21 protein-coding genes are annotated in these 20,592 nt (G+C 59.3%); 15 read left to right on the top strand and 6 right to left on the bottom strand.

What is annotated here, in order from left to right:
- Nucleotide 1: 1 nt before the first annotated feature.
- From AC1DM5_RS21880 to AC1DM5_RS21900, 5 genes are read right to left on the bottom strand one after another with little or no spacing between them, the layout of a single operon-like run.
- On the bottom strand, nt 2-622 hold the full coding sequence (locus AC1DM5_RS21880) for a cysteine hydrolase family protein (protein ID WP_477975600.1): 621 nt from the start codon (nt 620-622) through the stop codon (nt 2-4).
- A gap of 16 nt (nt 623-638) precedes the next feature.
- Entirely contained in the window at nt 639-1,439 is an 801-nt protein-coding gene (locus AC1DM5_RS21885; protein ID WP_477823195.1) for an ABC transporter permease, read from the bottom strand.
- Nucleotides 1,436-2,308 carry an ABC transporter permease gene (locus AC1DM5_RS21890; RefSeq protein ID WP_477975602.1) on the bottom strand — a complete coding sequence of 291 codons (873 nt, stop codon included), beginning with the start codon at nt 2,306-2,308 and terminating at the stop codon, nt 1,436-1,438. Before AC1DM5_RS21890 ends, AC1DM5_RS21885 begins: the two co-directional genes overlap by 4 nt.
- Nucleotides 2,309-2,310: 2 nt before the next feature.
- Nucleotides 2,311-3,363 carry an ABC transporter ATP-binding protein gene (locus tag AC1DM5_RS21895; RefSeq protein ID WP_477823197.1) on the bottom strand — a complete coding sequence of 351 codons (1,053 nt, stop codon included), beginning with the start codon at nt 3,361-3,363 and terminating at the stop codon, nt 2,311-2,313.
- A gap of 14 nt (nt 3,364-3,377) precedes the next feature.
- Nucleotides 3,378-4,493 (bottom strand): ABC transporter substrate-binding protein, encoded by a 1,116-nt coding sequence (locus AC1DM5_RS21900; RefSeq protein WP_477823198.1) that lies wholly within the window; start codon nt 4,491-4,493, stop codon nt 3,378-3,380.
- A 300-nt stretch (nt 4,494-4,793) separates the two neighbouring features.
- Between AC1DM5_RS21900 and AC1DM5_RS21905 the strand changes: the two genes are divergently transcribed.
- The 3 genes from AC1DM5_RS21905 to AC1DM5_RS21915 are packed head-to-tail and all read left to right on the top strand — an operon-like array spanning nt 4,794 to nt 7,623.
- Entirely contained in the window at nt 4,794-5,426 is a 633-nt protein-coding gene (locus tag AC1DM5_RS21905) for a cysteine hydrolase family protein (RefSeq protein WP_477975604.1), read from the top strand.
- A gap of 11 nt (nt 5,427-5,437) precedes the next feature.
- On the top strand, nt 5,438-6,868 hold the full coding sequence (locus tag AC1DM5_RS21910) for an MATE family efflux transporter (protein WP_477975606.1): 1,431 nt from the start codon (nt 5,438-5,440) through the stop codon (nt 6,866-6,868).
- A 35-nt stretch (nt 6,869-6,903) separates the two neighbouring features.
- Nucleotides 6,904-7,623: a GntR family transcriptional regulator gene (locus tag AC1DM5_RS21915; protein WP_310381635.1), complete on the top strand. Its 720-nt coding sequence runs from the start codon at nt 6,904-6,906 to the stop codon at nt 7,621-7,623.
- Nucleotides 7,624-7,836: 213 nt separating this feature from the next.
- Here AC1DM5_RS21915 and AC1DM5_RS21920 read toward each other — a convergent pair whose 3' ends face one another.
- Complete coding sequence (locus AC1DM5_RS21920; protein WP_477823201.1) at nt 7,837-8,913, bottom strand: LacI family DNA-binding transcriptional regulator; 1,077 nt, start codon at nt 8,911-8,913, stop codon at nt 7,837-7,839.
- Nucleotides 8,914-9,140: 227 nt separating this feature from the next.
- Between AC1DM5_RS21920 and AC1DM5_RS21925 the strand changes: the two genes are divergently transcribed.
- From AC1DM5_RS21925 to AC1DM5_RS21980, 12 genes are all read left to right on the top strand, one after another.
- Nucleotides 9,141-9,974, top strand: coding sequence for an ABC transporter substrate-binding protein (locus AC1DM5_RS21925; RefSeq protein ID WP_477975607.1), 834 nt, complete (start codon nt 9,141-9,143; stop codon nt 9,972-9,974).
- A gap of 60 nt (nt 9,975-10,034) precedes the next feature.
- Nucleotides 10,035-11,543, top strand: coding sequence for an amino acid ABC transporter permease/ATP-binding protein (locus tag AC1DM5_RS21930; RefSeq protein WP_310381640.1), 1,509 nt, complete (start codon nt 10,035-10,037; stop codon nt 11,541-11,543).
- 23 nt (nt 11,544-11,566) lie between these two features.
- Complete coding sequence (locus AC1DM5_RS21935; protein WP_477975609.1) at nt 11,567-11,737, top strand: hypothetical protein; 171 nt, start codon at nt 11,567-11,569, stop codon at nt 11,735-11,737.
- A gap of 146 nt (nt 11,738-11,883) precedes the next feature.
- Nucleotides 11,884-13,014, top strand: coding sequence for an NAD(P)/FAD-dependent oxidoreductase (locus AC1DM5_RS21940; protein ID WP_477823205.1), 1,131 nt, complete (start codon nt 11,884-11,886; stop codon nt 13,012-13,014).
- 328 nt (nt 13,015-13,342) lie between these two features.
- Nucleotides 13,343-14,005: a response regulator transcription factor gene (locus AC1DM5_RS21945; protein ID WP_477823206.1), complete on the top strand. Its 663-nt coding sequence runs from the start codon at nt 13,343-13,345 to the stop codon at nt 14,003-14,005.
- Complete coding sequence (locus AC1DM5_RS21950; RefSeq protein WP_477823207.1) at nt 14,002-15,372, top strand: sensor histidine kinase; 1,371 nt, start codon at nt 14,002-14,004, stop codon at nt 15,370-15,372. The genes AC1DM5_RS21945 and AC1DM5_RS21950 overlap by 4 nt, the downstream gene beginning before the upstream one ends.
- An 87-nt stretch (nt 15,373-15,459) precedes the next feature.
- On the top strand, nt 15,460-16,146 hold the full coding sequence (locus tag AC1DM5_RS21955) for an MtnX-like HAD-IB family phosphatase (RefSeq protein ID WP_477823208.1): 687 nt from the start codon (nt 15,460-15,462) through the stop codon (nt 16,144-16,146).
- Between the two features lie 12 nt (nt 16,147-16,158).
- A complete protein-coding gene (locus AC1DM5_RS21960) occupies nt 16,159-17,571 on the top strand; it encodes an aspartate aminotransferase family protein (protein ID WP_477823209.1) in 1,413 nt (470 codons plus the stop codon).
- Nucleotides 17,572-17,575: 4 nt separating this feature from the next.
- A complete protein-coding gene (locus tag AC1DM5_RS21965; protein ID WP_477975611.1) occupies nt 17,576-18,529 on the top strand; it encodes an arginase family protein in 954 nt (317 codons plus the stop codon).
- The gene (locus AC1DM5_RS21970; RefSeq protein WP_477823211.1) at nt 18,526-18,876 is read left to right on the top strand and encodes a DMT family transporter; all 351 of its coding nucleotides are present in this window, start codon (nt 18,526-18,528) and stop codon (nt 18,874-18,876) included. Before AC1DM5_RS21965 ends, AC1DM5_RS21970 begins: the two co-directional genes overlap by 4 nt.
- Complete coding sequence (locus tag AC1DM5_RS21975) at nt 18,873-19,748, top strand: fatty acid desaturase family protein (protein WP_477823212.1); 876 nt, start codon at nt 18,873-18,875, stop codon at nt 19,746-19,748. The genes AC1DM5_RS21970 and AC1DM5_RS21975 overlap by 4 nt, the downstream gene beginning before the upstream one ends.
- Entirely contained in the window at nt 19,738-20,550 is an 813-nt protein-coding gene (locus AC1DM5_RS21980; protein WP_477823213.1) for an alpha/beta hydrolase, read from the top strand. The genes AC1DM5_RS21975 and AC1DM5_RS21980 overlap by 11 nt, the downstream gene beginning before the upstream one ends.
- The last annotated feature ends 42 nt before the right edge of the window (nt 20,551-20,592 follow it).

Consider the following 20,592-nt stretch of genomic DNA (forward strand, 5'->3'; position numbering starts at 1 on the left):
GTCAGGCAGCCTTCCCCTGTTTGAAAGCTAGGAATGCCTGGTTGATTTCTGCAGCGGTACGGCGGGCGCCATGCTGCAGGTATTCCATATTGGCGAGCGCGGCGTCATGCGCCTCGATCGAGGATCCCGCGACGCAATCCTCGACGACGCGGCAATGGTAGTCGGACTGGTGGCCGTCCGCGAATGTATAATGGACGCAGATATTCGTGAGGCCGCCGACGAGGATCAGCGTCTCAGCTTTCAGGCCACGCAGCAGGATCTGCAGGTCGGTACCGATAAAGCCGGAATAACGGCGCTTGACGATCACGTAATCGTCGTCGCGCAGGCCGACTTCCTCGGCGGCGATCTTGGTGCCCTCCCAGTCTTCGCGCAGGTGCATGTCTTCATCGCCATCCATTTCGCGGCCGTAATCGACGCCGCTCTTGCGGTGGCTTTCCTGCAGGAAGATGATCGGCACGCCGCCTTCGCGGGCGGCATCGATGACGGTACGCGCCTTGCGCATGCGCTCGACTATGCCCGGCATCAGGGGGATCGAGCCATCATCGTCGAAACCGACTTTCTGGATGTCGACGACGATCAGGACCGGCTGGCCGACGATCATGGGGTTTTGCTTCTTTGGCATGGGATGCTCCTTCGATCTAGAAACGTGCACCGAGAAGTTTCGGAAGATTGCCCAGGCGAGCAACGGTGATGAAGCCGAACAGGCCGATCAGCATGAACAGGACGGCGCCGACGCACATGGTCGGCGAGAAGCCGGTGCGCATGTTGGAAAAGATCTTGACCGGCATCGTCTCGGCAGTGAAACCCGCCACCATGAAGGCGATCACATATTCGTTGAGGCTGAAGATCGCGACGAAGATGAAGCTTGAGACGACGAAAGGCAGGACCATCGGTATGGCGACAGTTCTGAGGATATCGTTTTCGCGCGCGCCCATCGTCCGGGCGGCCTCGACGAGCGACTTGTCGATCCCCGAAAAGCCGAGCGAGATCATCACCAGCGGCACGGCGATGAAGGTGACGGCATGGCTGATGACGATGTTCTCGATCTGGCCGACATGGCGGACCGTGCCCCAGAACAACAGGAACAGGACGGCGATGACGACGGGCGGCAGGATGAAGGGAACGCCCGCCATTCCGGCCAGCAGTTTTGCAAAGCGCGAATTGGTCTTCCACTGGATATAGGCGATCGGAAAGGCGACAGTGATCGTCAGAAGCGAAGAGGCGATCGCGATGATGACGGAGCGCAGGAAGGCCGAGGTCCATGCCGGGTCTTCCATGAAGGTCCAATACCAACGCAGGCTGATATTCTGCGGCGGAAAAGTCATCTGCGCTGTGGTGTTGAAGCTGACGCCTGCAACGATGATGAGCGGCGCCGCCAGGAAGAAGGCCAGGCAGAGGAGGAAGAACTGGCGCACGAATTTGAGAGCAAACCGGCTCATGACGTGTATCCTTTGCCGCCGATGCGGTTGATCACCAGGATCATCGCGCCGGTGACCATCATCAGGAAGACTGCGATTGCCGAGGCCTGCGGCAGGTTCTGGGCGGAATTGGCGACTTCGCTGATGATGACGCCGATCGTCCAATTGCTCGGGCCGCCGAGCACGAGGGGCGCGACATAAGCACCGATCGTCATCACCACAGTCGTCAGATAGGCGGTGGCGATCGGTTTGCGCATCAGGGGCAGAAGCACGTTGAAAAAGGCTCGGATCGGAGGCGCGCCCATGGTGGACGCCGCTTCCATATAGGAAGCATCCATGCGCGACAGGCCGGGATAGATGGTCATCACGTTGAAAGGGATGACGACATAGATCAGGCAGCTGACGACCGCAAAAAAGCTTGGTGTCAGCGATACCGGCTTGTCGATGAGGCCGAGGAAGACGGCAAAATTCGAAATGCCGACCCGCTTGGAGAGGATGATCTGCCAGGAGAAGGTGATCAGCACTTCGGAGAGCGCAAGCGTCGTCAGCAGACCGATAAGCCACACGATCTGCGCCTTGCGGTTCATCCGGGTGATGAAATAGGTCGCCGGAAAGGCGATGATCATGCTGAGCGTGGCGACCGTGAGCGCAAGCCAGAGCGAGAAAGCGAGGCCGTTCATCACCATGGGCTGGAACAGGCTTGCCATCGCCTCAAGCGACCAGCCGCTGCCCTGATAATAAGCAGGATCGACATGCGCGACGCTGACGCGAAGCAGAAGCACGAAGGGCACGCCGAAAAAGGCAACGATCATGAAGAATGGCCAGAGCAAGCCGAATGCCACCGACAGACGCTGCCGGTTCATGCCTTCCTGTCCGGATATGAGCGACATGGTCAATCCTCCAGCACAGTCACCGATCCCGGTGCGAAGGAAATCGAAAACTCGTGGCCGCCGTCGAGTTCAGCCCAGGCGGCCGGTGCGAGCGAAGCAACAACCTGGCGGTCACCGCTTTCGAGAAAGACTTCGACGCTCGAGCCGAGGTCGCGCACGAAGGTGACTGTTCCGAAGGGGCCGTCGCTGCCGGCGGACGGCCGGCTTATGAGTGTGCTTTCCGGCCGGGCGCAGACCGTCACGCGATCCCCGGTCTTCAGCGCAGCGGAAGCGGGGCTGGTGGTGACGACGCTTTCGCCGATCCGCACATGCTCGCGATCGACGAGAATGCCCTCGGCAAGATTGCTCTGGCCGATGAAGTCGGCGACGAACCGGTTGACTGGCTTGCGGTAGATATCGACCGGGCTGCCGACCTGCTGCACCTTGCCATGCGCCATGACAACGATCTGGTCGGCAATGGTCATCGCCTCGCGCTGGTCGTGCGTGACGAAGATCGTGGTGATCTTCAGCTTCTGCTGCAGCTGCCGCAATTCGACCTGCATATGGTCGCGCAGCTTCGCATCGAGCGCCGAGAGTGGTTCGTCCATCAGGAAGAGAAGCGGCTCCTGGGCCAACGCGCGGGCAATCGCGACGCGCTGCCGCTGGCCGCCGGAGAGCTGATCAACCCGCCTCGACTGCATTCCGGGCAGATCGACCAGCCTCAGAAGCTCGTCGATCCGTTCCTGCTTGTGGTGCTTCGCCATCGTGCGATAACGAAGGCTATAGCCGATATTACCGGCCACATCGAGATGCGGGAACAAAGCAAGGGCCTGGAACACCATTCCGAAGTTGCGTTCGTTCGTCGGAATTCCGGTGATGTCGCGACCGTCGAGGCGTACCGTGCCGCTGCTGGGCTGTTCCAGACCGGCGACGATGCGCATCAGGGTCGTCTTGCCGCAGCCGGACGGGCCGAGAAAGCAGACGAACTTGCCCTGTTCGATGGCAAGCGAGACGTCGGAGACGACCGTGTTTGCACCGAAGGACTTCGTGAGGTGTGAAATTTCCAAGCCTTGCATCATTCCGTCCAGATTTACTGACCGAGCATCTTGAGCATCTGCGTCGAGATGTAGTCGGCGTTCTTCACCTTTGCCGCGGAAGCGACGACAATCGGGTTTCCAGTGAAGGAAACCGCGTTGAACTCGTCATCCGTCAAGCTTAGCTTCGAACGCTCGATCAGCGGAGCGGCGCCGACATTGCGGGCGATCAGTTCGTGGCATTCCGGCGTGGCGCTCCAGTCGAGGAAGGCGATCGTCGCGTCGCTCACCTGGGCGACCTTCGGAACGCACCATGCGTTGTAGCCGAGCACGGCACCTTCCTTCGGGAAGATCGAGGCGACGTCGGTRCCTTCCTTTTTCATGATCATTGAGACGTCGTGGAAGTAGAGGCCGCCGACGACCTCGTCGTTCTGATAGGCGCTCTGCATCGAGCCTTCGTCGGTCCACCAGAGCTTTGCATTGGGCTTCAGTTCGGCGATCTTGGCGATGACCTTATCGATGCCTTCCTGGCTATCGAGCGTCGAGGCACCGTCGAAATAGACGGAAGCGACGATGTCGAGCAGCACGCTGTTGCCGCCGCCCTGCAGGCCCCAGGCCGAAGCACGCGGCTTCCAGAGTTCCGTCCAGCTGTCGGGTAGCTTTTCGAATTCGGATGGATTGGCGATCAGGGTAATGTACCAGGCCATGGCGCCGACACCGTCGACCTTGCCGTCTTCGCTATAGACGAAGCCGTCCATCAGGTTGCCGAGGTTCTTCAGCTTCGAGCTTTCGACCGTTGCCCAGAGGCCGCGCTGGCGGCCGCGGATGACATCCGCCTGGCCGGCGCAGCAGATATCCATCGGGGCCGAGCCTGCCTGGATCGCCTGGCCGAGCTGGACCAAGAACTGCGAGCTGCCGGATTGCGGGATCGACTGGACCGCGATGCCGGTCTGCTTGGTGAAGGCCGGATAGACGCTCTTCGCGAAAGCTTCCTCGAAGAAGCCGCCGAAGTTCGAGACCCTGAGCGTCGCTGCTGCATAGGAGGGTCGCACGAAGGGCGCCGAAAGGATCGACGCTGCGGCAAGGCCGCCGGCGGCCTTCAGGACCGATCTGCGCGATATCGCCGAGTTGCTGTCCTGACCGGAAGGCGAGGAGGGCTTTCTGGATGCCATGCTATGTTCTCCTTAACTGTCCTCTTGAGCGGATGACCAATTGCTATGCAATGGTCGTGCCAGATAAATAAATCTGTTTATATACAGACATGTAGTGAAATTTGTGCTCTTTCATTTCTGCCTTGGGAGACCTATATATTTGAGAAGAAGTAGGCATATGCACAAATAATAGGCGTATTGTATGCAATATTGCATACTGAATTTCGGCGTGTATAATCGCGGCCGTGAAAGCCGTTCCCATCGGTTTGATGGCTGAAGAAGAGAATGGCGACAGTGTCTATTCAAAGCGAGCGAGTGAAAATGTCTGAAAAGCCGATCGTGCCGAAGCCTATGATCGTTGGGCGTGCCGCCCTGATCGTTGTCGATATTCAAAAATCGGGCTTCATGCCGCGTCCGAAGACGTCGCGTCTGGAATTCATGGGCGATCATATCGAGCGCAACTGGCGTGCGAAGTCGGTAGTGGATGCGGCCCGCAAGGCCGGCATCCCCGTCATCTTCGTGCAGGAAGCCCATCGCGACAGCCTGATCGACTTCGGGCGCGAGCTCGATGGTTCGGAAAGCATTCATTGCCTCGAAAGCTCGCCGGGCACGCCCTTCCCAGTTGAGGAAATGGAGATGCGTGCGGATGACCTGCGCATTACCAAGCGCCGCTATTCGGTCTTCTACGGCACCGAAATGGAAATCCTGCTGAAAGCTGTCAAAGCCGAGACCCTGTTCTTCGTCGGCGGCTTCACCGATGTCTGCATTCATTACAGCTTTGTCGATGCGCACCAGGGCGATTACTACTGCCGCGTCATCGAGGATTGCGTATCCGGTTCCGGGCAGGCTGCACATGATGCGGCGCTGGTCGCCATGGAATATCTGCAGGCCGGCGCGCGCCGCTGCGCCCAGGAGGTCATCGATACCTTCGCCGGTCAGGTTGCTGCAGCCTGATCGAGACAAGCATGAGCCGTACGACATGGAATGAACTGCGATCGCTTGCAGGCATCGCAGCTCCCCTGGCTGTGACCCAGGCGAGCCAGCTCGTCATGAGCCTGGCGGCGAGTGTCATGCTCGGCCGCCTCAGCGGCTCGGCGCTTGCGGCCGGTGGCCTCTGCGCCATCTTCATCCAGGCGCTGACGGTCGTCTCCCAGGGTGTGATCGCCGGCGCGCACCCGCTGATGGCGGCCGCAAAAGGAAGAAGCGAAACGGGGACGGTTGAGGAGGATGGCGCGGCCTATGCCTATGGCGGGGCCGTGCTGGTCGGCCTCGTCTTTTCGTTCCTATCGGTGGCGATCCTCCTCAATCTGCCGTCCGTACTTGCGCCGTTCGGTGTCGCGTCCGAAATTCTTGGCGATGTAGAGCAGTTCATCAGCCGGGCGGCCTGGGCGCTACCGGCTATCCTGTGGATCGCGCCGATCCGTCTCTATTGCTCGGTATCGGGGAAATCCTGGCTGATCATGGTGTCGGTCGGGCTTGGGGCGCTCTCCTACGTGCCGCTTCTCTCGGTTCTCACCTTCGGTGCCTTCGGCGATGCCGGCCATGGGATTGCGGGTGCCGGCCTCGCCTATGTGATCGCCTGGTGGCTGATCGCTGGTGGTTTGACGGCCTATGCAATTGCTCGAGGACATTTGCCGCTTTCGACGTTCCGCAGCGCCGTTCCGACGGCGGCAAGGGCGGCGAGGGATGTCTGGTCGATCGGCTGGCCAATCGCGCTGATCTATGCTGCGGAGCTCGGTATGACGCTGGTTCTGACGCTGATTACCAGCGGCTTGGGGACGGTTGCGATCGTTGCCAACCAGATTGCCTATACGCTGAACAACATCGCCTTCAACCCGATCATTGCGATTGGCCAGGCGGCAACCGTCCGCGTCGCCTACCATCTGGGTGCCGGCAGAGACGCGGTCGCCCGGCTGGCTGGCAATCTCTCACTGATCGCCGCAGCCGGCCTGATGGCGCTGTTCGGCGCGATCCTGCTGCTGGCGTCGGAAGACATTGCCAGCATGTTCCTCGCTGAAGAGGCCGCCGATTTCTCGGCAATCCAGGCGCTGGCGCAAAAGCTGATCATGATCCTCTCGGCGTTTCTCATCTTCGATGGCATGCAGTCGGCAGCCAATGGAGCCCTGCGCGGTTTGAGGGACACGAGAGTGCCGATGATCATTGGTCTCTGCGGTTATTGGCTGCTCGGCATGCCAATCGCAATCTTTCTCGCCTTCGGGCTCGGTCTCGGCGCCGTCGGCATCTGGTTCGGCGTATTGGTGGGCATTACAAGCGTCGCCTGCACGCTTCTCCTGCGCTGGAGGAGGCTTGCCGATAGCGCGGTTATATCGGTGACGGGTCCGTCTAATACACGCCGAGGTCGAAGCATGTTGCGCAAGCTCACCAGTCCGACATAAGAATACTCGCAAAGATGGCTGCTTTGGACAACATAATGAAGACTAGACCCAGCCGGGGCGAAGACAATTCCTTGATCAAGGAAGCCGGATCGCGGCGGAAGCTGACGCGTGCCGAGGAAGTGCGCACGCGCCTTGCAGACGATATCGTCGATGGCAAGCTCTCGCCGGGAATGCCGCTAGACGAGACCGAGATTGCCGCAAGCTACGGCGTTTCGCGAACTCCCTTGCGGGAAGCGATCCGGGACCTGGCAGCCATGGGCCTCGTTGAGACGCGGCCGCATCGTAGCGCAATAGTCACCCGTCCTTCGCCGGAACATCTGCGGCAGATGTTTCACGTCATGGCGGAGCTTGAAGCGCTCTGCGCAAGCCTCGCCGCCGCCAGCATGACCCTTTCGGAACGGCGCAATCTCGAGACCATTCACGAAGGCCTTGCCCAGATTCTCAAGGAAAACGATCCGAGCCATTACCATGTGCTCAACGAGAAGTTTCATGCGGCGATCTATGCCGGCAGCCACAATGCCTACCTTGTGGAGATCACGCTCGCGACACGTCGGCGGCTATCGCCGTTTCGTCGCGCACAGTTTCTGACCACAGGACGTTTGGCGAAATCGTACAAAGAACATGACGCGATCCTTGTCGCCATCCTGCAGGGCAACCGCGAGCTTGCCGCCGATACGATGCGAAGCCATATCCTCACCGTCGAGGATTCCTACGAGGAATATGCCGGCTTAAAAGCCCCGTCCGTTTCTCTGTAGCGGCGGTGCTTAGAGCTCTTGCCGATCGCAAAATAGTACGATTGTGACCAGATGCGATTCGGCGGGACTGGTCGTCTGGGCCGCCAAAAAAAGGGCCCTGACGCGCATTTGCTGATGTTTTCGAGCGCGTTTTGCTGATTCAGTAGAGGATCAGTAGATGTGCCCTCATGATGGGCGCAAGGACAGTTGCCGTCCGGACCGCGTGGAGGGCTATCACGGTAGGGTCGGAGCGCTGGAGATCGACGCACGTTCAACGAACTCTGTCTGAAGGACGACTTCGCGTCCTGGCCCAGCAAACCCGTTCAAGCGCTCGACGAGAAGACGCGCAGCCATTTCACCAAGCTGATAGACCGGTTGGCGCACGACCGTTACGGGAGGAGAGGTGACCGCGGTCCAGTCAGCATCATGAAATGAGATGAGTGACAGGTCATCTGGAATTGCCAGCCCGATCGTGCGGCTCGTCTTGAACACTTCCAGCCCGATCACGCTGTCGGAGGCGATGATTGCAGTTGGACGATCCTTTCCCTCGAGCAGCCGCTCGGCGATCTGACGCGTTTGCTCGGGGATCACGGCGCCCATGTGAATCCAACGTTCGACCGGGCCAAGACCGGCCTCGCGACAGGTGCTAAGAAAGCCCTCAATTCGCCTGCGGACGGAACCGGTATTGATGTCACCAGGCGTTCGGAAAAGGTGATCGGGCGTGTCGCAGGCCGTGAGATAGGCGATATGGCGGTGCCCCAATGCGATAAGCTGGCGTGTGACACCCTCGGCTGCCTGCCGGTCGTCGGCAATGACGGTATCAACCTCGAAAGCATTGATGCCGCGGTCCAGCAACGCCAGTGGCCGTCCTGAACCGACAACCTCCCGAAGATGCTCAACGTCGGTCTCCTTGGCCGGAGAGACGATCAGGCCGTCTACCCGCTTGGCAATCAGTGTCCGGATCGCGGCTTTTTCTGCCGATACGTCTTCACCCGAATTGATAAGGATGACGGTAAAGCCGGCTTGCCGGGCGACGTCTGTGATGCCGCGCATCGCGAGGCTGAAGAAGGGGTTTTCAATATCGCCCACGACCACGCCGATCGTGCCGGAACGTCCCGTCGTCATACTGCGTGCAAGTTCGTTGGGCCGATAGTCGAGCGCGCGGGCGGCGGCGGTGACAGCATCGCGCACCCGATCGCTGACGGTCCCATAGCCGCCCAGCACGCGCGCAGCGGTTGCCTTTGATACGCCCGCCTTGCGCGCGACATCGGCCACCGTAACGGAGGCGGTTTGAGGTGAGTTCGGATCCATGAAAACTAGCCTTACAAGAGATATTGACGACTAGCAAATGCGAAGATAACAATTGATAAAAGCCAATGAGACCGGTCTCAATTTAAAAAGAGACCGGTCTCATATAAAAATCCATCGAAATCCGACATGCGATCGCATGGGCCGGACGTGCGGTTTCGGCCGTCGCCCGGATGGGACCCCTGCGTCGTGGAAAATCGTAATCGATACCACCAGAGGAGAATGAAACGATGAAATTTCCCGAGATTATCACGTCCCCCTTCGCCAGAGTTCGCGTCACCTTTTTTGCCATCGCCCTTGGCCTTTCAGCAGGTGCGGCGCCGTCCTCTGCCGAAGATAATCCCTATGGCCTGATCGATCCGGGCGTCATCAGCGTCGGCACGATGGGTGACGCCAAGCCCTACGCTTTCACGACCGCTGACGGCAATTTCACCGGCTTTGACATCGAACTCTTTCTCAATGTCGCCGAGCGCATGGGCTTCAAAAAAGAGCAGGTGGTCTTCACCGGCCAGGAATTCTCGGCCCTTATGCCATCGGTCGCCAACAGCCGCTTCGACGTTGCGGCCGCAGCGATCGGTACCACCGCAAAGCGCAAGGAGACGGTCGATTTCTCTGATGGCTACCTTGCGGGTTACCTCACCGTGTTGACGTCGGATGCCGGCATTACCGACGTTGCGGGCCTCAAGGGCAAGCGGCTCGGCGTCGTGCAGGGAACGCTGCAGGAAATCTATGCACAGAAGAACTTCACGAGTGCCGACCTCGTGAAATTTCCGGACAACAACTCTGCTGTGTCGGCCCTCAACAACGGAACGGTCGATGCGCATTTCCTCGACTACGAGGCTGCCAAGGACTATTCGGCGCGTTACCCAGCGCTGAAGGTGGCGATCAACATCCCGAGTTTTGATGCGCCGGCCGGCTTCGTCGTCCGCAAGGGCAACGACGCACTGCGCGAAGCTCTGAACAAGGGTCTTCATGCCGCCATGCAGGACGGAACATGGAAAAAGCTCCACGAAAAATGGTTCCCCGGCACCCCCATGCCAGACGCCTATCTTCCCAAGCAGTGATGCCACCTTCCGGTCCGACCTCTGTCGGTCGGGCCGGCCTTTCTTGCAAGGGACCATTTGATGAACTGGCTTGAAAATCTGCGTCGCAGCTTCCTTGACTGGAATGCGATGGCCGAAGTTCTGCCGACCATGATCACGGTCGGCCTGAAGAACACATTGATCCTGGCCGCGGCTTCGACCGTGCTTGGCGTCGTCATTGGCATGGTGCTTGCCATCATGGGCATCTCTCGCTCACCTTGGCTGCGCGTTCCAGCCCGCGTCTATACCGATGTCTTCCGCGGTCTGCCGGCCATCGTCACCATTCTTCTGATTGGCCAGGGCTTTGCGCGCATTGGACGCGAACTCTTCGGCCCGTCGCCCTATCCCCTTGGCATCCTGGCGCTCAGTCTGATTGCCGGTGCCTATATCGGCGAAATCTTCCGCTCAGGCATTCAGAGCGTCGATCGCGGCCAGATGGAGGCGTGTCGGGCGCTGAGTATGAGTTACGGTCAGGGCATGCGGCTGATCGTCGTGCCTCAAGGCGTGCGCCGCGTGTTGCCGGCGCTTGTCAACCAGTTCATCGGCAATGTGAAGGATTCGAGCCTTGTCTACTTCCTCGGCCTGCTTGCATCGGAGCGCGAGATTTTTCGCGTGGGGCAGGACCAGGCGGTCGTAACCGGTAATCTTTCGCCACTGCTGCTCGCAGGCATTTTCTATCTCATCGTCACCGTGCCGCTGACCCATGTCGTCAACGCGATCGACAATCGCTTGAGACTTGGCAAGCAGCGCCCTGCGATCATCACCAGTGGGCTGGAGGAGGTCAGCGAACTCGACGGCACCGGCAGCATATCTCAGCCTAAATTCAAGGGGGGCAGCCTCGATGTGTGCCGGCTTGGCATGGCCTATGGCGAACTCGATGTGCTGAAGGGCGTCGACCTTACGGTGAAAGCTGGTAGCGTCACCTGTATCATTGGTCCGTCCGGCTCGGGTAAATCCACTCTTTTGCGCTGCCTCAACCGATTGGTGGAGCCGAAGAGCGGGGATATCCTTGTCGACGGACAAAGCATTCTCGCCATGAAGCCGGAGCGGCTGCGCAGGCGTGTCGGCATGGTCTTCCAGCACTTCAACCTCTTCCCCGATCACACCGCGCTCGAAAACGTCATGCTGTCGCTGACGAAGATCAAGGGCCTGCCAAAGGCTGAAGCCGAACGCATCGCCAAGGCACGGCTTGCTGATGTCGGCCTTGCAAGCCGCCAGCATCACCGTCCCGGTGGTCTGTCGGGCGGTCAACAGCAGCGTGTTGCGATCGCCCGCGCGCTGGCGATGGAGCCTGAGGTCATCCTGTTCGACGAGGTGACAAGCGCGCTCGACCCCGAGCTGGTCAAGGGTGTGCTCAACCTTATGGCCGATCTTGGAAAGCAGGGAATGACCATGGTCGTCGTCACTCACGAGATGGGCTTTGCCCGTCGGGCCGCCGATCAGGTCGTGTTCATGGACGAGGGCCGCGTGGTCGAGGCGGGAACGCCCGAGGCGATCTTCGACAATCCCGAAAGCCCGCGCCTCCAGCGCTTCCTTGCGGAAGTGCTCTGACCAAACGGCGCATGGAGATGACAATGACACGAACGATACGGTGGGGCGTGCTTGGCTGCGCAGCGGCGATCGAAGCGGTTCTTCCGGCGATCCAGTCGAGCCGGCTGGGTAGGGCGGCGGCCATCGCCTCGCGCGATCTGGGCCGGGCGCAGGCTACGGCGAGCAGGCCGACGCCTTTGCCTCAACCGTTTTAACGGGGGACCGCTCTTGTCAGGGCTGGATGATGCCATCGCCAACATGAAGGCGATTGACGCTCTCATTCGCTCAGCGACGACCGGCCGCTGGGAAGCCTTCTAATCTCTTTCCAGTTCATCACGAACAACCATTGAAAGACACGAAAATGAACGACAACATCATCAGCTCAACGGCCATCATCGGAGCTGGCATCTTCGGCGTTTCCACCGGTCTGCAGCTGGTCCGGCGCGGCATCCGGGTGACCATCGTCAATGACGGTCCGCCGGCCAACGGCGCTTCGGGCCGTTCGCTCTCCTGGCTCAATTCTGCGCGCATGCGCTCCAGACCCTATCATTTGTTGCGCATGGCAGGGATCGACCGCTATCGCACACTGGCTGCACGTAACCCCGATGCGGACTGGCTCCGCTTCGAGGGCGGCCTGACCTGGGACGCCGAGGGCGAGGGGAATGAGATCGTTCGCGCCTTCGACTACGAGACCTCGATTGGCTATGACGCTCAGCATCTTTCGGCCGACAGGATCGCGAGTGTGACCCCGGGCGTTGATGCAAGGGCCGTCACGTCGCCGGGCGCCATCTTCAATCCAGGGGAGGGTTGGGTCGATTTGCCGAGATTGATCGACCATTTGCTTGAGGAGTTTCTTACGCTGGGGGGCGTGCTCATTACGGATCAGGGCAAAGCCAAGGTCGTGGTCGAGGGCGGGCGGGCCATCGGAGTCGAAACGACATCCGGTACCCGTTTCAAGGCGGATGCTGTCCTTCTTGCCACTGGCCCTGCCGTACCGAAAATGGCGGCCGACTCTGGGCAGACGATCGGCGATGGGACGCCGATTGCACTTCTGGTGCAGACCAAACGGCTTGACCATCCCCTCAAGGCCGTCTTGAACACGCCGCGTGTCGCGGTGCGTCCGGCACCAGACGGAACCCTTTCGCTTGATGCCGACTGGGCGGCAGATCAAGGCGTGAAGATCAATCCGGATGGCAGCTATGAGATCGACCACTCAGTCGTTGCGGCTTTGCTTAAAGAAGCGTCGAAGGTATTGGAGGGTAATCCAGAACTCGAGGTTGCTTCCATCGGCGTCGGCGGCAAGCCAATCCCCGGCGATGGAGAACCGGTCCTCGGTGCATTCAAAGCCATTGCAGGCTACCATGTTGCCTTCAGCCATAGTGGCGCAACGCTCGGCCTCATCGTAGGCGAGCTGCAAGCTTTCGAAATCGCCACTGGAAGAGAGCATCCTATGCTTGCTTCGTTCCGACCTGAACGGTTTTCTGCGCATTAGGCGGGCGCGTGGTTTTTGCATGTGGTTCCGCCACGAAATACGGCGGGACCCTTAGCACAATTGTCGCGCCAGGGTGAACGGCGAGGTAATTCCATTGATTTGACACAATGCCGAGCCGCAATCCGCTGGCCAGGACAGTTTGCGTTTCCTCGTGGCGTGACAGCGTCAAGGCATTGAACAACGAGGTGGCGTCCTCGCTGCTTCGAGCCAATATGCCGAGATGGTAGCGTGGAAGGGCTTCGGACAGCCCGCGGAAACCTTCGCCGGATTTCGGCCTCAATCGAGACCGAAGAAGCAAGTTGAGAGTTGAAATCGCAAGGACGCGGACGTGCGCATACTCCTGGTCGAAGATGATTACATTCTCGGCTCCTCGCTGAAACGCGCATTCGAGAAGCACGCCTATGGCGTGGATTGGTTCCGCGATGCCGAGACGGCGCTTGATGCGCTGCGCGACAGCCAATTTGGATGCGTGATCCTCGATGTCAATCTTCCCAAGGCAAGCGGCTTCGAGGTGGTCCGTTCGCTCAGGGGGGGAGGCAACGACGTCCCAATCCTTATGCTGACAGCGCTCGACAGCGTGCGCGATCGCGTCAACGGCCTGGACGAGGGGGCGGACGACTACCTCGTCAAGCCCTTTGACCTTGACGAACTGCTCGCCCGACTGCGTGCGCTGATCCGGCGACGGCAGGGCCGCACCGAAACCATCATTCGATGCGCCGACGTCGAGCTCGACCCTTCGGCCATGGTGGCGCGTCGAAATGGCGTACAGCTTCACATGCCCGCCAAGGAATTCCATCTGTTGCGGCTCCTCATGGAGCGGAGCGGACGTTACGTCACGAAGAACGATATCGAATATGCACTCTACGACACGGATGTTTCGGTCGAGAGCAATACGATCGAAGTGACTGTCTATAATCTGCGCAAGAAGCTCGGTACCGATTTCATCCGATCGATCCGCGGCGTCGGCTACATGGTCGAGCGGCAGCAGTGACACTCAGCCAACGCCTTTTTCTCCGCATTCTCCCGACCCTCATCATCACGATCGCAATCGTCGGCATCTTCGCCTATCACAGCGCAACGCGCGAGATCGACAACATCTACGATGCGCAGTTGATCAACGATGCCAACGTGCTCTGGTCGTTGATGAAGCACCCCCTCACAAGAATGACTGCGAGGCCGACGGTGCAGGTTCCGGATCTTGATTTCAATATGGACAACCAGCTTGCGCTCAACGAGGACGCGGACGACTATGCCGACGCCCATTCGTTTCGCGCCTGGAAGGGGCCGGCGCTGGCCTTTGCCAGCAGCAACGCCTTTCCAGCCGAGGTCAAGCGCTTCTCGGCCGGTTTCTCCGATGTGACCTATCAGAATGAGCTCTGGCGGATCTACTCTCTGCCGATCCCGAATAGCGACGTGACCATCGAGGTCGCCGAAAAGATCATCCTTCGGGAAGGTCTTGTCGATAACATTCTTCTCAATCTCGCCTTTCCGCTGCTCGTCCTTGTGCCCGTCAGCGCCATCATCATCTGGCTCGCCATCAATAACGGGCTTACCAATGTCCGGGGGCTGGTCTCGCAGATCCGGGCTCGCACGCCGGATGATCTGTCGATGATTGCGACGGGAAGACTGCCGCGGGATCTGACGCCGCTTGTCCACTCGCTCAACAACCTTTTGCGAAAGCTGAGCCACTCGCTGGCAATGGAGCGGCGCTTTTCCGATCTTGCCGCCCATCAACTGCGAACACCGCAGGCCGGCATCAAATTGCTTCTGCAACTGTTCGATCGTGCCGATTCCGACGAGGAGCGCGCCGCCCTGCAGAAGGATCTTGTTGTCAGCAACGAGCGCGCGATGCATCTCATAGAACAGCTGCTGCGGCTTGCACGGGTCAGCCATCAGCCGCTGCAGCTGGAGGCGTTGCCGCTGCGCCAGATTGCGGCGGCAGCCCTGGCGGATTTTGGGGTCATGCTCAATCGCCGCGGTTTCAATGCCGAGTTGGTCGGAACGCAAGATCCCCAAGTCTTGACCGACCGTGCCCTGCTGCGCGTCATGATCGATAATCTCCTCGACAATTCGATCAAATATTCCCCTGCCGGCGGCCGGATCGAGGTACGCATCGAACCTAGCTCGCGCGGCTTTCGCCTCTCCATTGAAGACAGCGGCCCCGGTATCCCACCCGAGCAGCGGGAGGCCGCATTTCAGCGGTTCAACCGCCTTGACGCTCGAGGCGGGGAGGAGGGCGCGGGATTGGGATTGCCGATCGTCGCCGATATTGGCAACCGTCTCGACATTGGGATCAGCCTCGGCACGCCTGCCTGGGGATCCGGCCTGAAGGTGGATCTCGATATTCCTGCCGCGTAAGCGGTCAATTCAGTTTCGCTTCACATTCGCCTCATCTCGCCTTCAGGTAGCGACGCTAAATGCTTCCTCACATTGAAGGAGCATGCGATGCAGGTGTTTTGCGATTTCGACGGAACCATATCGAAAGAAGACGTGACCGATCTGGTTCTGGACCGTTTCGCGCGTCCAGAGTGGCGCGAGATCGAAGATCAGTGGACTAACGGCAGGATCACAGCTGCCCAGTGCATGCGCCGCCAGATCCAGCTGCTTCAGGCAAAACACGAAGACATCGACGCATTCCTGGACACGATCGAAATCGACAGTGCCTTCGGAGCTTTCAAGGCATTCTGTGAAAAGAACGGGTTAGGCCTCACCATCGTTAGCGACGGTGTCGATCATTTTATCAGGCGGGTCCTTGCCAGGCATGGTCTTGAAGACATTCAGATCATCGCAAACAAGCTGATTTCTCGCCCGCACGCTTGCACTATGCCCGATTTCGATCTCGGCTTTCCGTTCAAGAGCGCAGCCTGCGCAGCAGGCGCCGGCGTGTGCAAATGCGCCCAGGTGAGGCCGTCCGGCAACCATATCTATATCGGCGACGGCCGCAGCGACTTCTGCGTTTCCCATGAGGCACTACTTGTCTTCGCCAAGGCCAAGCTTGCGGATTACTGCCGCGCGAATTGCCTTCCTTTCATCCCCTATAGCGGTTTCGCCGAAATCCAGGCGAGTGTCGCAGCCATCCTTTCCAGCCCGTCACGGCAGCCTGTTGCGCTGCCCGTGGCAAAAACTGCGTGAGAAGAGGACTTCATGCGTTCCAACCTGAAACTTGCTGCAAGCATGCACCCCATCGCCTCCGAAGACGAGCTGCGACGGCTCGAAGAGACCTATTGCTCCCACGGCGATACGGTTCACTATTCGCAGAAGCCGAAATTCTTCGAAAGCTGCGATGGTTCATTCGTCTTTGACGCAGCCGAGACACCATTTCTCGATCTCCAGATGTGGTATTCCGCCGTCAATTTCGGCTATCGCAACGAGCGTTTGAACAATGTCGCGCATCTGCAACTGGATCGATTGCCGCAGGTTGCCTCGCAATATCTCCATCGCGAAAAGGTCGAACTCGCAGCGCTGATCGCTCGGGATGCCGAACATAAATTCGGTTCGAAAGGCCGCGTTCACTTCAATGTCGGCGGCTCGCAGGCCGTCGAGGATTCCTTGAAGCTCGTTCGCAACTATACCGGCGGCAAGAGCCTGATGTTCGCCTTCGAGGGCGGATACCATGGGCGAACACTCGGCGCGTCATCGATCACCTCGAGCTACCGCTATCGCCGGCGTTACGGCCATTTTGGCGAGCGTGCCCAGTTCATCGAATTCCCCTATCACTTTCGCGGGCCGAAGGGCATGTCGAAGGAAGAATACGGGCATTATTGCGTCCAGAAATTCGCGCGGCTGTTTGAAAGTGAATATAACGGCGTCTGGGATCCGAAGGCCGGAAAATCGGAATATGCCGCCTTCTACATCGAACCCATCCAGGGCACCGGCGGCTATGTCATTCCGCCGATGAATTTCTTCAAGGAGCTCAAGAAGGTCCTCGACGATCACGGAATCCTGCTTGTCGTCGACGAGATTCAGATGGGCGTCTATCGGACCGGAAAGCTCTGGTCGATCGAACATTTCGGCGTGTCGCCAGATGTACTCGTCTTCGGCAAGGCGATCACCAATGGTCTCAATCCCCTCTCGGGCATCTGGGCCAAAGAAGAGATGATCAACCCGACGATCTTCCCGCCAGGCTCCACCCATTCGACCTTTGCCAGCAACCCGATGGGCACGGCCGTCGCTCTCGAAACACTGAAGATGGTGTCTGAAACCGACTTCGGCGCGAATGTGATGGAAAAGGGCGCACATTTCCTCGAAGGCTTGAAGGACCTGCAGTCGCGGCATGCGATCGTCGGAGATGTCGACGGCCTTGGCCTTGCCCTTCGCATGGAAATCTGCGGGCCCGACGGCTTCACCCCCGACAAGGCGACGCTCGACTGGATGGCGGACGAAGGCATGAAGGGTGATCTTGCGGTCGATGGCAGGAAATATGGATTGGTGCTCGACGTCGGCGGATACCACAAGAACGTCATCACCCTTGCACCGAACCTGATGATCAGCCACGAGGAGATCGAGCTTGCGATCTCGCTGCTCGACCAGCTTCTGACGCGCGCCGAGCGGAGATAGGACCTTGCAGCTCYTCCTTCTCCATCTTGATGATGCGTTGGAGTTGCAGCCCGACTTCGTGCATTCCTGCCGGATGGCAGGGGCGCGCGAAGTCGAGGCCAAGGATAGCGGCCGCGCCATCAGGCTTTGGGGGCGACGGCCGGACCTTGATACCGTCTGGCGCAACCTGGCGAAGGCACGGCCATCAGCCCGTGAGGGAACCCGCCTTTGTTTCATGGGATCGGGCGACTTCCACCATGTGACGGCTCTTCTTCTGTCGCAGGCTCTGGAAAATAGCACCAAAGCCGTCACCGTCATCCATATCGACAATCATCCCGACTGGGTCCATTTCGACCCAGGCATGCATTGCGGTTCCTGGGTCAACAAAGCGCTCGAACAACCCCTGGTCAAAAAGGTGATAACCCTCGGGGTCTGCAGCCGCGATCTTAGGTCGCCGGAGCGCAAGGGCGCCAATCTCGTGCCGCTATCCGATGGCCGCCTGGAACTCTATCCCTATCAGCATCCGCCGAGCAAAGTGAGACTGCACTACGGTTCCGGTCCGAGTTTCAGCCAGATCGACGGCGCCCTGCACTGGCAATCGATATCGGAACTCGGCGAGAGCAATTTCCTCGACCGGCTTCTAGGCCGCATCCAAACCGAAGCGGTCTATGTCACGATCGACAAGGACGCTCTCTCCGATGCCGATGCCGTGACCAATTGGGATCAGGGTTGCATGCGGCTACCCTACGTCCTTTGGCTGCTCAGCGAAATCGGTGAACGGTACCGCGTCATCGGAGCCGACGTGACCGGCGATTATTCGACGCCGCACTACGGCGGCGATCTCTACACGCGCGCGATGAAGAAGGCAGAGGTGCTGATCGACCAGCCCTTGCGCCGTCGCGACATGAAGGTTGTCCGCAACATCAACAGCGCGGCAAACCATGCACTGCTCGAAGTCCTGTCGGAGCTGATGGCATGACGACGGGACTGACAGGATGGACGTTCGCCATCATTGCTTTTTGCATTCTTGCCGAAACCGGCCGCGAGCTGTGTTTCAAGCATGGCGCAGCAAGCGTGCTGGTTGAGACCCTGCAGAAACCGGTCATCTGGCTCGGGATCGTTTTCTGGGCGGTCGAACTGGTGATGTGGACGCGCGTGCTGGAACAGGTGGCGTTGTCGGTGGCCTTTCCGCTGATGGCGCTGAGCTATGCGGCGATCGCTTTTGCAGGCGCCGCCATCTTCAAGGAAACCATCAATCTTCGCCACGCTCTCGGCATCGTCCTGGTGACGGCCGGCGTGGTCTGTGTTGGAGCGACGGGACTATGAAAATCTTCGCGCACACGAAATGGGATATCGTGCCGGTGCTTGCCGCGACAGCGCATCTGGCATTCAACATCTATCTGATTGCCGGCTTCCAAAGCCGGCCGCTCTGGCTGTCGGCGGCGCTCGGTGCGGTCTATGCCGTGTCGATATCGTGGAACATCAACAGCATCTCGCACAACTTCATCCACACGCCTTATTTCAAGCCGAAGTGGATGAACTACGCATTCAGCCTGCTCGAATCCGTAACGATCGGCTTTTCGCAGGTCTATTATCACTGGGTGCATATGCGTCACCATTCCGGCAATAGCGACCGTCCCAACGAAAACGGTGAGACGGTCGACCTCCTGTCGATCTACAAGCATGGCAAGAACGGCGCGCCGGAAAATGTCTTCTCCTATACCTTTCTCAGCTTCTTCCGCGATGATGTCGGCGACATCCATCGAGCCATTGCGAAAAAAAGGCCATTCGATGCGAGATGGGGGCGTATCGAGCTCGTCTCGTTCTTTGCCTTCGTCCTCTTCGCTCTTATCTACGACTGGAGGGCGGCGTTCTTTTTCCTGCCGTTTTATTATCTTGGCAACTGCCTGTCCTCCCTCAACGGCTATTACGAGCATCTGAACGGCGACCCCGATGTCCCAATCGCCTGGGGCGTCAGCAGCCATAACAGCTTCTACAACTGGCTCTGGTTCGGCAACGGCTACCACGCCGAACATCACTATCGCCCGAAGATGCACTGGACGAAGCTCAGGACCTTCCACGAGCAGATCCAGCAGGAGCAGGAGGCGGCGGGCACGCATGTGATCAGCACTTGCCATGCTCTCGGTTTCATGGCGAAGGAGAACCGCCAGCAGGGGGAATTCCCGCATGTCGGCTGACAGTCTTTCCTTCTTTCTCGAGGGCACGAACGGCAAGGGAGTCATCCTCGTTCATGGACTGACGGGGGCGCCGGCGGAAATGCGGCTTGTGGCGAGGCAATTCCATCGCCGCGGCTTCAGCGTCTACGCCCCACTGCTGGCCGGCCACGGCGAAGACGAAGCGACGCTCCGTCGCTCGCGCTGGGAAGACTGGCTCGGCAGCGTCGAAACGGCGGCTGGTTGGCTTTGCGAACGCAGCGATATGGTCTTTGCCGCCGGAATTTGCGTTGGCGGCAAGCTGGCGATGATGGCAGCCGATCGCAATCCCATGTCGATCCGTGCCGTCGCTGTCTATTCGCCCTGTTTCCATTACGATGGATGGGACGTGCCGCGCTATTATTCGCTGTTTTCTCCACACATTCGTTGGATCTCGTTTATCCCATTCATCGATCGGCTGAATTTTCGCGAGACGGCCTCCCTCGGCATCAAGGACGAGCGCATGCGCCGAATGGTGGCCGGCATGACAGGCGAGGGCATGCTCGAAACCTTTCCCGGCCGCGGCTTGATCGAGATGCATGAGCTTGGCCGGACGCTGAAAGCGCGGCTTCCCGAGATCAGGACACCGACCCTAATCCTCCATTCGCGCGAAGACGATCTCAGCGGTCCCGCACATGCCCAGTATATCGCCGCGCATATTGGCGGGCGCCGGGAGCTACGCTGGCTCGACGACAGCTATCACATGATCCATCTCGATCGGCAGCACAGGCGTGTGGCTGACATGACAGCGGAATTCTTCGAGGCAGAATATGCAGCAAGCGCTTAAAGTGCGGTCACCTGAAGCGCAGGTCTCAAGCGATACGTCATC

Source organism: Rhizobium sp. 01T437, from assembly GCF_056398505.1.

Coding starts and splice junctions, on each gene's coding strand:
- AC1DM5_RS21880 (WP_477975600.1), bottom strand. CDS start 622: ATGCCAAAGAAGCAAAACCCCATGATCGTCGGCCAGCCGGTCCTGATC.
- AC1DM5_RS21885 (WP_477823195.1), bottom strand. CDS start 1,439: ATGAGCCGGTTTGCTCTCAAATTCGTGCGCCAGTTCTTCCTCCTCTGC.
- AC1DM5_RS21890 (WP_477975602.1), bottom strand. CDS start 2,308: ATGTCGCTCATATCCGGACAGGAAGGCATGAACCGGCAGCGTCTGTCG.
- AC1DM5_RS21895 (WP_477823197.1), bottom strand. CDS start 3,363: ATGCAAGGCTTGGAAATTTCACACCTCACGAAGTCCTTCGGTGCAAAC.
- AC1DM5_RS21905 (WP_477975604.1), top strand. CDS start 4,794: ATGTCTGAAAAGCCGATCGTGCCGAAGCCTATGATCGTTGGGCGTGCC.
- AC1DM5_RS21910 (WP_477975606.1), top strand. CDS start 5,438: ATGAGCCGTACGACATGGAATGAACTGCGATCGCTTGCAGGCATCGCA.
- AC1DM5_RS21915 (WP_310381635.1), top strand. CDS start 6,904: ATGAAGACTAGACCCAGCCGGGGCGAAGACAATTCCTTGATCAAGGAA.
- AC1DM5_RS21920 (WP_477823201.1), bottom strand. CDS start 8,913: ATGGATCCGAACTCACCTCAAACCGCCTCCGTTACGGTGGCCGATGTC.
- AC1DM5_RS21925 (WP_477975607.1), top strand. CDS start 9,141: ATGAAATTTCCCGAGATTATCACGTCCCCCTTCGCCAGAGTTCGCGTC.
- AC1DM5_RS21930 (WP_310381640.1), top strand. CDS start 10,035: ATGAACTGGCTTGAAAATCTGCGTCGCAGCTTCCTTGACTGGAATGCG.
- AC1DM5_RS21935 (WP_477975609.1), top strand. CDS start 11,567: ATGACACGAACGATACGGTGGGGCGTGCTTGGCTGCGCAGCGGCGATC.
- AC1DM5_RS21940 (WP_477823205.1), top strand. CDS start 11,884: ATGAACGACAACATCATCAGCTCAACGGCCATCATCGGAGCTGGCATC.
- AC1DM5_RS21955 (WP_477823208.1), top strand. CDS start 15,460: ATGCAGGTGTTTTGCGATTTCGACGGAACCATATCGAAAGAAGACGTG.
- AC1DM5_RS21960 (WP_477823209.1), top strand. CDS start 16,159: ATGCGTTCCAACCTGAAACTTGCTGCAAGCATGCACCCCATCGCCTCC.
- AC1DM5_RS21970 (WP_477823211.1), top strand. CDS start 18,526: ATGACGACGGGACTGACAGGATGGACGTTCGCCATCATTGCTTTTTGC.
- AC1DM5_RS21975 (WP_477823212.1), top strand. CDS start 18,873: ATGAAAATCTTCGCGCACACGAAATGGGATATCGTGCCGGTGCTTGCC.
- AC1DM5_RS21980 (WP_477823213.1), top strand. CDS start 19,738: ATGTCGGCTGACAGTCTTTCCTTCTTTCTCGAGGGCACGAACGGCAAG.